11 protein-coding genes are annotated in these 12,829 nt (G+C 67.3%); 7 read left to right on the top strand and 4 right to left on the bottom strand.

The window, feature by feature from the left end; genetic code table 11:
- Positions 1 to 151: 151 nt before the first annotated feature.
- The 7 genes from IM25_RS06755 (at position 152) to IM25_RS06725 (ending at position 8,235) form a co-directional block, all read left to right on the top strand.
- The gene (locus tag IM25_RS06755; protein WP_033098136.1) at positions 152 to 1,207 is read left to right on the top strand and encodes an ABC transporter substrate-binding protein; all 1,056 of its coding nucleotides are present in this window, start codon (positions 152 to 154) and stop codon (positions 1,205 to 1,207) included.
- 20 nt (positions 1,208 to 1,227) lie between these two features.
- Complete coding sequence (locus IM25_RS06750; protein WP_033098108.1) at positions 1,228 to 2,631, top strand: LLM class flavin-dependent oxidoreductase; 1,404 nt, start codon at positions 1,228 to 1,230, stop codon at positions 2,629 to 2,631.
- 25 nt (positions 2,632 to 2,656) lie between these two features.
- Positions 2,657 to 3,544, top strand: coding sequence for an ABC transporter permease (locus tag IM25_RS06745; protein ID WP_065995889.1), 888 nt, complete (start codon positions 2,657 to 2,659; stop codon positions 3,542 to 3,544).
- Entirely contained in the window at positions 3,520 to 4,242 is a 723-nt protein-coding gene (locus IM25_RS06740; RefSeq protein WP_019290435.1) for an ABC transporter ATP-binding protein, read from the top strand. The genes IM25_RS06745 and IM25_RS06740 overlap by 25 nt, the downstream gene beginning before the upstream one ends.
- A gap of 123 nt (positions 4,243 to 4,365) precedes the next feature.
- Positions 4,366 to 5,082, top strand: a complete 717-nt coding sequence (locus tag IM25_RS06735) for an SOS response-associated peptidase (RefSeq protein ID WP_019290436.1) — start codon at positions 4,366 to 4,368, stop codon at positions 5,080 to 5,082.
- Between the two features lie 67 nt (positions 5,083 to 5,149).
- Positions 5,150 to 6,409, top strand: a complete 1,260-nt coding sequence (locus tag IM25_RS06730) for a glycosyltransferase 87 family protein (protein ID WP_033098107.1) — start codon at positions 5,150 to 5,152, stop codon at positions 6,407 to 6,409.
- Between the two features lie 164 nt (positions 6,410 to 6,573).
- Positions 6,574 to 8,235 (top strand): catalase, encoded by a 1,662-nt coding sequence (locus IM25_RS06725; protein ID WP_033098106.1) that lies wholly within the window; start codon positions 6,574 to 6,576, stop codon positions 8,233 to 8,235.
- Between the two features lie 74 nt (positions 8,236 to 8,309).
- Here the strand turns inward: IM25_RS06725 and IM25_RS06720 are convergent, their stop codons facing one another.
- From IM25_RS06720 to IM25_RS06705, 4 genes are read right to left on the bottom strand one after another with little or no spacing between them, the layout of a single operon-like run.
- Positions 8,310 to 9,308: an MDR family oxidoreductase gene (locus tag IM25_RS06720; RefSeq protein ID WP_019290439.1), complete on the bottom strand. Its 999-nt coding sequence runs from the start codon at positions 9,306 to 9,308 to the stop codon at positions 8,310 to 8,312.
- A 46-nt stretch (positions 9,309 to 9,354) separates the two neighbouring features.
- Complete coding sequence (locus tag IM25_RS06715; protein WP_033098105.1) at positions 9,355 to 11,637, bottom strand: heavy metal translocating P-type ATPase; 2,283 nt, start codon at positions 11,635 to 11,637, stop codon at positions 9,355 to 9,357.
- A gap of 26 nt (positions 11,638 to 11,663) precedes the next feature.
- On the bottom strand, positions 11,664 to 12,626 hold the full coding sequence (locus tag IM25_RS06710; RefSeq protein WP_033098104.1) for a hypothetical protein: 963 nt from the start codon (positions 12,624 to 12,626) through the stop codon (positions 11,664 to 11,666).
- Complete coding sequence (locus tag IM25_RS06705) at positions 12,623 to 12,829, bottom strand: heavy-metal-associated domain-containing protein (RefSeq protein WP_033098103.1); 207 nt, start codon at positions 12,827 to 12,829, stop codon at positions 12,623 to 12,625. The genes IM25_RS06710 and IM25_RS06705 overlap by 4 nt, the downstream gene beginning before the upstream one ends.

Genomic DNA, 12,829 nt, shown 5'->3' with positions numbered 1-12,829 from the left:
GGCCCGCGAACAGCACCGATGGGCCGGATCGAGGACCTTTCGCTCATGCTGACGCAAACCCTGGTCCCCCGCCGACGGATCGCACAGGATCGGTGACGACTTCGACGCCGTCGAAGTTCGCTCCCCCATCGCCAGTACCGTGAGGAAGTCCATGCCCCGTCTACGTCGTGCCGGATCGACGGCCGTCATCGCGCTCCTTCTGACCGCGGTCGCGGCATGTAGCTCCGGTTCCTCGGGCGACGGCCTCGCTTCCGACAGCGCGCTGCCCACGGAGATCCCGGCGGGCACCAAGCTCGTCATCGCCGACCAGGGTGAGCGACAGCTGTCCCTCCTCACCGGTTCCGGACAACTCGACGCCCTGCCGTTCGAGTACGAGTTCGCGACCTTCCAGGGCGCGCCCGCGATCCTCGAGGCCTTCCGCGCCGACGCGGTCGACGTCGCGTGGGCCGGCGAGATCATGACCGTCCAGTCGCTGGTCGCCGGTGACGACGTGCAGGTCGTCGCGGCCATGCAGACGAACAACAGCCTCAACATGGGCATCGCCCCGAACGCTTCGGACATCACGACGCTCGCGGACCTGAAGGGCAAGCGCATCGGCTACGCCGAGGGCACCTCGCAGCAGGCCTTCGTGCTCCGCGGTCTCGACAAGGCCGGCCTGTCGGTCGACGACGTCGAGCTCGTGTCGATGTCACTGCCGGACTTCCCGGATGCACTGCGCTCCAACCAGATCGACGCCGCCCCGATGAGCGAGCCGGTCTTCTCCCGGTACATGCAGACCCCGGGTGCGACGTCGCTGCCGCGCCCCGAGATCGAGGACCTCAGCGAAGGCATCTCGTACCTCTACTCGAGCAAGAAGGCCCTGTCCGACCCGGCGACCGCCGCAGCGGTCCGCGCCTACGTCACCGCGTACATCACGTCCGTCGACTGGGCCGACAACAACCGCGACGCGTACATCGACACCTACTTCGTGAAGAGCCAGGGCCTGACGGCCGAGGCCGGCGAGCGCATCCTCGATACCTCCGGGATCACCACCTTCCCACACCTCGACGAGGAGCTCATCGCGACCCAGCAGCACACCATCGACGTGATCAATGCCGCCGGTGAACTGCCCAAGCCCGTCGACGCCGCCGACGCCTTCGATCTGCGCTTCGACGAGGTCGTCACCGAAGCGGTCGCCGAGACCGGCGCCTCCCACACCCGCAGCTGACCTTCCGAGGGGAATCCGACATGACGAACCGCCAACTCAACCTCAACGCCTTCATCTACCCGACCGGCCACCACGAGGCCTCGTGGCGCCATTCCGGCAGCGTGCCCGAGCGTCTCTACGACGTCACCTACTTCCAGGAACTCGCCCGCCTCGCGGAGAGCGCGAAACTCGACGCGGTGTTCTTCGCCGACGGTCCGGCTCTGCGCACCGAGGTGAAATACCGTCCGGACTACGGCCTCGAACCGATCACCACGCTGGTCGCGATGGCCACGGTCACCACGCATCTCGGGCTGATCGCCACGGCGTCGACCACCTACTACGAGCCCTACAACCTCGCCCGGTTGTTCTCCTCGCTCGATCACATCTCCGGTGGCCGCGCCGCCTGGAACATCGTCACCACCGCGACCGACGCAGCGGCAGCGAACTTCGGGTACACCGAACACCCTGACGTGCACGAACGATACGCCCGGGCACGCGAATTCGTCGACGCCGCGATCAAGCTGTGGGATTCGTGGGAGGACGACGCACTCGTCCTCGACAAGACCGCCGGCGTCTACGCCGACCCGGACAAGATCCACCGCATCGACGTCGAGGGTGACTACGTCAAGGTGCGCGGCCCGTTCGGTTCGGCCCGCTCGCCGCAAGGGCGCCCGGTGCTCGTGCAGGCCGGATCCTCCAACGACGGCCGCGATTTCGCGTCGACCTACGCCGAGGCGATCTTCACCGCGCACCAGCGCATCGAGGACGCCCAGGCCTTCTACACCGACATCAAGACCCGCGCAGCAGCATTCGGACGCAACCCCGATCACGTGAAGATCCTTCCCGGCCTGAGCCCGTTCATCGGCGCAACCGAGGCCGAAGCGAAGGAACTGCATCGCGAGTTCAACGAACTCACCATCGTCGAATACGGTCTCGGGCAGCTCCAGAAGATGGGCCGCATCGACGTGTCCCGGCTCGAGTTGGACGAGAAGGTGCCGGTCGATTTGTTCGCCGGCGCAGGCGACATCACCGACAACAACAACAGCCGCCGCCTGGTCTTCGCGAAGATCGTCGAGCGCGAACAGCCGACCCTGCGTCAGCTGCTGCACAAGCTCGCCGGCGCACGCGGCCACAACGTCGTCGCGGGCACGCCGGTGCAGATCGCCGACATCATCGAGGAGTGGTTCACCAACGGCGCCGCCGACGGCTTCAACATCATGCCGCCGCAGTACCCGCAGGGCCTCGAGGCGTTCGCTTCCCAGGTGGTGCCGATCCTGCAGGAGCGCAGCCTGTTCCGGACCGAGTACACCGGCACCACCCTGCGCGACCACTACGGCTTGCCGCGTCCGAAGAGCCAGTACGCACACGAACTCGCCCTGTCCGGTGCCACCGGTGATTTCGCACCGGGCGGCGCCACCGGCGACTTCGCACTGTCCGGCGTCTGATCGAACCGACGAAAGGACTGGAGCCATGAGCGTCTCCGTCGAACCCCGGCGTTTCGGCAGTGGCCTGGCCGGTGACGCCGACACCGACCAGAAGCCCGACTCCGGCGCGACGGCCGACCTGTCGCCGCGCACGACCCGCAGCCGCCTCGCTCCCGGCAAGCCGATCAAGTTCGGCCTGGCGATCGGCCCGGCGCTGCTGCTGGTGGCATGGATCGTCACCTCGGCCACCGGGGTACTCGATCCGAAGACCCTCTCGGCGCCGTGGACGGTCGTCACCACCGCATGGGAACTGATCGGCGACGGGCGACTGCAGTCGAACCTGTGGACCTCCGTCCAGCGCGCCCTGATCGGCGGGGGCATCGGCGTCGTCCTCGGACTGGTGCTCGCACTGGCCGCCGGCCTGTCGCGCATCGGTGAGGCGCTGATCGACGGACCGGTGCAGATCAAGCGCTCCATCCCCACCCTGGCGTTGATGCCGCTGGCGATCCTGTGGTTCGGCATCGGCGAGGAGATGAAGATCCTGCTCATCGCCCTATCGGTCTTCGTCCCCGTCTACATCAACACCTACTCGGCGCTGCGCGGCATCGACGCCCGCTACGTCGAACTGGCCGAGACGCTGGATCTGTCCCGCGCCCAGTTCGTCCGGCGCATCGCCCTGCCGGGGGCGCTGCCCGGTTTCTTCACCGGCCTGCGCCTGGCGGTGACCATCTCGTGGCTGGCCCTGGTGGTCGTCGAGCAGGTCAACGCTTCGAGCGGTATCGGCTACTTGATGTACCAGGCCCGCAATTACGGCATGACCGAGATCATCATCGTCGGACTGGTGGTCTACGCGATCCTCGGATTCGGCAGCGACCTGCTGGTCCGTGCGGCAGAGAGGAAGGCGCTGGCATGGCGCAGGACGATCGGCAACTGACCGTACGCACCCGGGGACTGAGCCGCGGCTTCGACGGACGCGCGGTGCTGAACAACATCGACCTCGAGATCGCCCCCGGCGAGTTCGTGGCACTGCTCGGCCGCAGCGGCTCGGGCAAGAGCACCCTGTTGCGTGCCCTGGCCGAACTCGACCACGGCGTGCCCGGTTCTGGCACCCTCGAGGTGCCGCAGAAGCGGGCGGTGGTCTTCCAGGACTCGCGACTGCTGCCCTGGGCGCGGGTGCTCGACAACGTGATCCTCGGCCTCGACGGCGACGACGCCGCCGAGCGCGGCCGCACGGCCCTGGCGGAGGTCGGGCTCGCCGGACGCGAGAAGGCCTGGCCCACCGAGCTGTCCGGGGGTGAACAGCAGCGGGTGTCGCTGGCGCGGTCGCTCGTGCGCGAACCCGAACTGTTGCTCGCCGACGAACCGTTCGGTGCCCTCGACGCACTGACGAAGATCAGGATGCACGGACTGCTGCAGGAACTGTGCGCCAAGCACCGGCCCGCGGTCCTGCTCGTCACCCACGACGTGGACGAGGCCATCGCTCTCGCCGACCGCGTGCTCGTGCTCGACCACGGCTCGTTCGCCGTCGAACTGACCATCGACCTGCCGCATCCGCGAGCCGATCACGTCGTCGAGATCGCGGAGTACCGCCGCACCCTGCTCGAGGCACTGGGGGTCGAGGTCGCCGTCTGAGCGATCCACGCTGTCTCCGATGGAGCGACCCCCCGCTCCGTCTCCGTCCGAGCGATCCGCTCCGGAGCGATCGATGAGAGAGAATCGAATCGTCGCTCCGGAGTCGCCGACGGGAGATGCATCGTGTGTGGACGCTATGCCAGCACCAGTACCCGTGGGGATCTGCTCGCGGCCTACGACGCCGTCGAGGCAGTGGGTGAGGAACTGCCCCCGTCGTACAACATCGCCCCCACCCAGCGCGTGAACGTCGTGCTCGAGCGGGCGCCACGCGAGGACCCGGATGCCGAGCCGATCCGCATCGTGTCCTCGCAGATCAAGTGGGGGCTCGTGCCGTTCTGGGCGAAGGACCCGAAGATCGGGTCGCGGATGATCAACGCCCGGTCCGAGACCATCACCCAGAAGCCGGCCTTCAAGGCGGCCGCGGCGAAGCGGCGGTGCGTGCTGCCGGCCGACGGATACTACGAGTGGATGAAGGGTGAGGACGGGAAGAAGATCCCGTTCTTCCTGCACGCGGACGGGCCGATCTCGATGGCCGGGCTCTACGAGCTGTGGCCGGACCCGGAGCTGCCGGAGGACCATCCCGACCGCTGGTTGTGGACGTGCACCGTGCTGACCCGTCCGGCGACCGACGCCGCCGGGCACATCCACGAACGGTCGCCGGTGATCCTGCCCGACACCTTCGTCGATCCGTGGCTCGATCCCGACCTGAAGAACCGCGACGACGTCGACGCCCTGCTGAATTCGATTCCCGAACCGACCCTCGAACCCTACGAGGTGAGCACGGCGGTCAATTCGCCGCGGAACAACAACCCCGACCTGCTGCGTCCTGTCGATTCGTGATATTTCGGCCGTATGGCGTTCCCCACGTCGGACCGGAACGAATATCGGAATTGACTAAAGTTGCCGGGTGCGACAATCACGGCTGACTCCGACCGGTTCGACGACGCCTCCGTTCCTCACCGGATCTCGCGGTATCGCCGTCGCGGTGATCGCGTCGCTCGTCTCCGCGGGTGTGCTCATCGCGATCCTCGTCAGAAGCGAACTCATCGACTTCCTGGTCTACCGGATGGGCGCGCGGGTCCTGCTCGACGGCGCCGACATCTACGGGCAGATGCCTCCGGTGACCGATGACTTCGCGTTGCCGTTCACCTACCCGCCGCTGTCGGCGATGCTCTTCGCTCCCCTGGCGCTGATCCCCGTGACGTTCGGCAAGATCGTCTTCACCCTCGTCTCGGTCGCCGCGCTCGTCGTCACCCTACGGGTCGTGCTGGACCGGCTCCGTCCGGACTTCGAGGCGCGGACGGCGTGGATCGTCACCGCGGTCGCGGTCGCCGGAGCACTGTTGCTCGAACCCGTGCGTGAGACGATCTCGTTCGGGCAGATCAACCTCGTCCTGATGGCGCTCGTCGCCCTCGACGTCCTGGTGAAGACCCCGAAGTGGCCGCGCGGAATGCTGATCGGACTGGCCGCCGCCGTCAAGCTCACGCCCATCGCGTTCCTGCTGCTGTTCCTGCTGCGGCGCGACCGGCGGACCAGTGCCATCATCATCGCGTCGACCTTCGGGTTCACCGCCCTCGCATTCGCCGTGATGCCCGCGACCTCCGCGAAGTACTGGCTGGACACCCTGCCCGACACCGGCCGGATCGGCGCGGCGTACTTCGCCACCAACCAGTCCTTCAAGGCCGTGATCTCCCGCTTCGGGCCGCCCGAACTCATGGCTTCCGTGCTGTGGCTGCTGGCCGTCGCGGTGATGCTGCTGGTCGCGGTGGTGGCCATCCGCCGTGCCCTCGAGCAGGGCGATCTCGTGCTCGCCCTGTTGGCGAACGCGACGGCCGTGCTGCTGGCGTCGCCGGTGTCGTGGTCGCACCACTGGGTGTGGGTCGCGCCGGCACTGCTGGCCCTCGCACTAGCGGCGGGGCGCGCAACCGATGCGCAGAGACTCACCGCGATCGCCGTCGGCGTCACGCTCGTTTTCCTGATCGGCCCGCACCACCTGTTCCCCACGGGAGGCGATCTCGAACTCGGCTGGGCCGCATGGCAGCACCTGCTCGGCACGCTCTACGTCACGGCCGGATTCGGATTCCTGCTCTGGCTCGCCTTCGGTCGGCGGACCGATCCGGACTCCGCCTCACCGAAACAACTGCCGAACGCGGAGACCGCGAGTTGATCGTGTAGACGGTGCGCCGGTTGTCGGGCATCCGGGTTGTTGTTCGCGAAAGGCCGACGAGAGCCCGGAAAGAACGTAATAGTGAGAGGATGTCGCCGCCGCACAGGACGGTCGACAACTCGATTACGAGAAAGCCCATCAACTGCATCCGAGGGGAGAACACCGTGACCGATGTTTCGTCGCAGGGCCCGGCCCGGAGAGACGACCGACGTGTGTTGACGAACCGCCAGGGCCATCCCGTATACGACAACCAGAATCAGAGGACGGTGGGCCCACGCGGACCCGCGACGCTGGAGAACTATCAGTTCCTCGAAAAGATCAGCCATTTCGATCGAGAACGCATTCCGGAAAGAGTGGTGCACGCGCGCGGTTTCGTCGCCTACGGATATTTCGAAGCCACCGGGAAATGGGGCGATGAACCCATCACGAACTACACGCGCGCAAAACTCTTCGCCGAGCCGGGGAAGCGGACCGACGTCGCCATCCGGCTCTCCACGGTCATCGGTGGACGCGACTCGTCGGAAACCGCCCGCGATCCACGAGGTTTCGCGGTCAAGTTCTACACCGAGGACGGTAACTGGGATCTTGTCGGAAACAACCTCGCGGTCTTCTTCATTCGCGACGCGATCAAGTTCCCCGACGTCATCCATTCGCTGAAGCCCGACCCCGTCACTTTCCGGCAGGAACCCGCACGCATCTTCGACTTCATGTCGCAGACCCCCGAAGCAATGCACATGCTGGTGAATCTGTTCAGTCCCCGGGGCATTCCGGCCAACTACCGGACTCAGCAGGGCTTCGGGGTCAACACCTACAAGTGGGTCAACGCCGAGGGCGTGACACACCTCGTGAAATACCATTGGATTCCGAAGATCGGTGTCAAGAGCCTGACCGAGGACGACGCGGCGGCCATTCAGGCGCACGATCTCGGGCATGCCAGCAAGGACATGTACGAGGCCATCGAGCGCGGTGACCATCCCGAATGGGAACTGCGCGTACAGATGATGAGCGACGACGACCATCCGGAGTTGAACTTCGACCCCCTGGACGACACGAAGGTCTGGCCGGAGAACGAATTCCCCGCCATGTCGGTCGGCAGGATGGTGATCGACCGCAACGTCGAGAACCACTTCCTCGAGAACGAACAGATCTCCTTCGGCACCGGCGTCCTCGTCGACGGACTCGACTTTTCCGACGACAAGATGCTCGTAGGACGCACGTTCTCCTATTCCGACACGCAGCGTTACCGGGTGGGTCCCAATTACCTGCAACTTCCGGTCAACTCGGCGAAGAACGCCCACGTGGCCACCAATCAGCAGGGCGGACCGATGGCATACGGCGTCGACGATGTCGGCGACAACCCGCACGTGAACTACGAACCGTCCATCACCGGCGGTCTGCGCGAGGCCGAGTTCCCGACCCACGACGATCAGGGGCCGGAGATCCGGGGTCGTCTCACGCGCAAACGTATTCCGCGTACCAACGACTACGAGCAGGCCGGTCAGCGCTACCAGCTCATGGAGCAGTGGGAGAAGGACGACCTGGTGAAGAACCTCGTCGACGGTATCGGTCAGGCCGTCCGCGACGTGCAGGAGCGGATGGTGTGGCACTTCTTCATGTGCGACGACGAGCTCGGACAACGCGTCGGCGACGGACTCGGTATCAGTGCCGACGACGTACGGGATCTACCTCCGTTGCAGAGCCAGACCCTCGACGAGGACGAACTGCAACGCGCAGCGAATCTCGGCAAGAACGGTCCCCGTGATGTGACCGGATTACAGATGACGCATTGCGTGCCCAACGAGCGCGAGGTCCACGCGTCCTCGTAGCGTCCGTCCGTCTCGGCCCGGTGGGCAGTCACTTGTCGAAGTGGCTGCCCACCGGTCGTTCTCCGGAACCGTTCTCAGGCAGTGACGTCGACGACCACCCGGCCGCGCACCTTGCCCGCGAGGATCTCCTCGGCTAGTCGTGGGACGTCCGAGAGCGGTTCGACCCGCGACAGCGAATCCAGGGTGCTCGCAGGCAGATCGCGGGCGAGACGATCCCATGCCGACCGGCGCAGCGGAGCCGGCGCCATCACCGAGTCGACGCCCAGCAAGGCGACGCCGCGCAGGATGTGCGGCATCACCGTGGCATCGGGCATCGACGGCGACTCCGTGAGACCGCACGCGGCGACGGCACCGCCGTAGCGGATCTGCGACAGCACGTTCACGAGCGTCGAACCGCCCACCGCGTCCACCGCGGCATCCCAGCGTTCCTTGCCCAGGGGCCGGCCCTTGCCCTGCAGTTCGGCGCGGTCGACGAACGACGACGCACCGAGTTCGCTCAGGAAGTCGTGGGTCTCGGGACGGCCGGTCGCGGCGACGACCGTGTGTCCCGCGGCAGCGGCGAGGGCGACGGCGATCGACCCGACGCCACCGGCCGCGCCGGTGACGAGCAGTTCCGCGTCCGATGCGATCCCGTACCGCTCGAGCGCGTCGAGGCACAGGGCGGACGTGTAGCCGGCGGTGCCGATGGCCATGGCGTCGCGGGTGGAGAAGGCGTCGGGGATGCGCACGAGCCATTCGGGCTTCACACGCTGGCGCCGGGTGTACCCGCCAGACTGGGTCTCGGACAGACCCCAGCCGTTGACGACGACGCGGTCGCCCGGCTTCCAGTCGGGATTGCTGCTCTCGAGGACGGTCCCGGCGAGATCGGCTCCGGCGACCAGCGGGGTGCGTCGCGCCATCTTCTGCGGTCCCGCGACCACGAGACCATCCTTGTAGTTCAGCGAGGAGTACTCGACCTCGACGAGGACGTCGTGGTCGGGAAGGTCGGTGTCGGTCAGTTCGCGGAACTGTGCCACCTGGCCGTCGTCGGTGTCGTCGACGACCAGGGCACGGAAGGAGGACTGCTGTGTCATGGATCCGATCCTGACAGGCCGTCCTCCTCCCTGCAGCCGAAAGCGGTCAGGCCGCGTGTGCGCGGAACCGTCGCAGTCGCAGGCTGTTGGAGACCACGAAGACCGACGAGAACGCCATCGCGGCACCGGCGAGCATCGGGTTCAGCAGGCCCGCGGCCGCCAGCGGCAGTGCCGCGACGTTGTATGCGAACGCCCAGAACAGGTTGCCCTTGATCGTCGTCAGCGTCCGGCGCGACAACCGGATGGCGTCGACCGCGACCATGAGGTCGCCGCGGACCAACGTCAGGTCGCTCGCCTCGATCGCGACGTCGGTGCCCGTGCCCATCGCCAGGCCCAGGTCGGCGCGGGCGAGCGCCGCGGCGTCGTTGACACCGTCGCCGACCATCGCGACCACCGCGCCTTCGCGCTGGAGTCGCTCGACCACGTCGACCTTGTCGGTGGGCAGCACGTCGGCGATCACGTCGGCCTCGTCGATGCCGACCTCGGCCGCCACGGTGTGCGCGACGGAGGCGTTGTCGCCGGTGAGCAGGATCGGACGCAGGCCGAGTTCCCGCAGTTCGGCGACGGCCTTCGCGGAGGTCGGCTTGACTGCGTCCGCCACGACGACGATGCCGCGGGCCTTTCCGTTCCAGCCGACGGCGATGGCCGTGCCACCGGACTTCTGGGCCTGCTCGAACGCCTGCTGCAGCTTCTCGGAGAGGTGCTGCGACCAGTCGGCCAGCAGCTTCGGGCGTCCCACCAGCACCGCGCGGCTGGTGTCGCCCTCGACGAGCACTCCCTGGACACCGAGACCCTCGACGTTCGTGAAGTCCTCGACCTGGGGCAGGCCGCCGAACCTGTCCGCAGCAGCATCGCTGACGGCACGTGCGATCGGGTGTTCCGACGCCGACTCGAGTGCCCCGGCGTACCGCAGCACCTCGTCGGCGTTCTCACCGTCGTCGGCGACGACCTCGCGCAGGGTCATCCGGCCGGTGGTGACCGTGCCGGTCTTGTCGAGGACCACGGTGTCGACCGAGCGGGTCGATTCGAGGACCTCGGGGCCCTTGATGAGGATGCCGAGCTGAGCGCCGCGACCGGTACCGACCATCAGCGCGGTCGGGGTGGCCAGGCCGAGGGCGCAGGGGCAGGCGATGATCAGCACGGCGACCGCCGCGGTGAAGGCCGCCGCGGGCCCGTTGCCGGTGCCGAGCCAGAAACCGAGGGTGCCGGCCGCGATCAGCAGGACGATCGGCACGAAGATGCCGGAGATCCGGTCGGCCAGACGCTGCACCTGGGCCTTGCCGTTCTGGGCGTCCTCCACCAGCTTCGCCATCTGCGCGAGCTGGGTGTCGGAGCCCACGCGGGTCGCGCGCACCACAAGTCGTCCACCGACGTCGACCGTTCCGCCGACGACACTGTCGCCCACACCGACCTCGACGGGAACCGATTCACCGGTCAGCATCGACGCGTCGACCGCCGACGTGCCCCGTTCGATCACACCGTCGGTGGCGATCTTCTCGCCCGGGCGCACGACGAACAGATCTCCGACCGCCAACTGATCCAACGGAATTCGGGTCTCGGTGGTCCCGTCCGGTCCGAGGACCGCGACGTCCTTGGCTCCGAGTTCGAGCAGGGCACGCAAGGCGGCGCCGGCACGTCGCTTCGACCGTTGCTCGAAGTAGCGCCCGGCGAGGATGAACGTCGTGACACCGGCCGCGGCCTCGAGATAGATGTTGCCGCTGCCGTCGCCCCGCGCGATGGTGAACTCGAACGGGTGGACCATCCCCGGTTCACCCGCCGTTCCCCAGAACAGGGCGTAGACCGACCACCCTAGGGCGGCAAGGGTTCCCAGCGACACGAGCGTGTCCATGGTGGACGTGCCATGACGCAGGTTGATCCACGCCGCCCGGTGGAAGGGCCAGGCACCCCACACCACGACCGGCGCGGCGAGGGTGAGCGAAAGCCACTGCCAGTTGGTGAACTGCAGAGCCGGGATCATCGCCATCGCGATCACCGGCACCGTCAGGATCGCCGAAACGACGAGCCTGTGACGAAGCGGCGCAACGGGATCGGATTCGGGCACGTCACCGGTCCGGCCGGTCGCCTGCGCGGACGGCGGCGGCAGTGCGGCGCCGTAGCCGGCCTGCTCGACGACCGTGACGAGATCCTCGGGTGTCACGTCGTCGGGGTAGCTGACCTTCGCCTTCTCCGTGGCGTAGTTGACGGTCGCGGTGACGCCGTCGAGCTTGTTGAGCTTGCGCTCGATGCGATTGGCGCAGGATGCGCAGGTCATGCCGGTGATGGCGAGCTCGATCGATTCGGCGGCGACCGGCTGACTCTGCGTGGTCATGTGCGTCTCCTCGGAAGAATGGGCCGTCAGCGGCCGGAATGGCTGTGGTCACCGTGTGCGCCGGACCCCGGCTGCACCTCGCCGGTGCCTCCGGCGGTGAGGGTGAAGGCCGCGGTGCGAACCACTCCGTCGTGCTGGAAGTCGAGATAGAGGTGATAGGTGCCGGCACTCGGGACGGAGGTGTGGAAGACGACCTCGGGACCGGGTCGTGTGGTGCCGTCGCCGGGTGTCCCGTCCGGATGGACGTGCAGATAGGCGAGGTCGCCGCCGCGCAGTGCCACCAGGTGTCCGTAGGCACCGAGATAGGGCTGCAGGTCGGTGAGCGGCCGTCCGTCCTTGCTCACCGTGAGGGTGAGCATCGCGTCGCTGCCCGACGACAGGTCGCCGTCGAGGGTGACCTCGTAGTCGTCGACGGTTGCGGTGCGGTTGTCGGCCTGCGGTGCGGCAGGAACGAATTCGCCTGCCACCGCGAGGTCGGTGCCCAACGTGAGCGGCTCTCCCCCGGTGGGTGTGAAGTCGGTGAAGACCCTCCACGTGCCGGGCGTGAGGTCGACGGCGACGGACCAGATGCCGGTGTTCTCGTCGAGCACGGGATGGACGTGCTGGAAACCGGTGAAGTCGCGTCGCACGGCGATCAGATGCAGCTCTTTGTCGTGGGTGACGTCGAAGTCGGTCACCGGCGCGCCGCCGGGACCGTTGATCGCGAATGTCAGGTTCCTGTCCTCGCCCGACCCGAGGTCGGTCTCGGCGAGTGCGAGGGCATAACCGTTCCGATACGTCATCAGTCCTCCCGGGATTTCTTCCACAGCAGGTGTTTCCGCGGCGTCGCCGCTGGCGGTGTCGTCACCGTGACCGGCATCGTGGGCGCTCGCGGCAGGATCCTCGGTCTGCTCCTCCACCGGGCCGACGGTCGCGCCGACGAGCAGCGCGATACCGAAGACCGCGGCTACGGCGGCGACGAAGCCGGTGAGCTTGGCCGGGGTGTTCATGTGAGGCTGTAACCGGCCTCCTCGACGGCGGCCGCGACGGCGGCATCGTCGAGGGACTCGGCGCTCGTGACGGTGACGGCACCGGTGGCCAGATCGACCGCGACGTTCTCGACGCCCGGGATCTCCTGGACCTCTTCGGTGACCGACGCGACGCAGTGCTCGCAGGTCATGCCGGTGACGGTGTAGGTGCTGGTCCGGCTCAT

This window comes from Rhodococcus sp. p52 (assembly GCF_000763325.2).
Classification (GTDB): Bacteria; Actinomycetota; Actinomycetes; order Mycobacteriales; family Mycobacteriaceae; genus Rhodococcus; species Rhodococcus pyridinivorans.
This window is presented reverse-complemented; position numbering and strand designations above follow the sequence as displayed.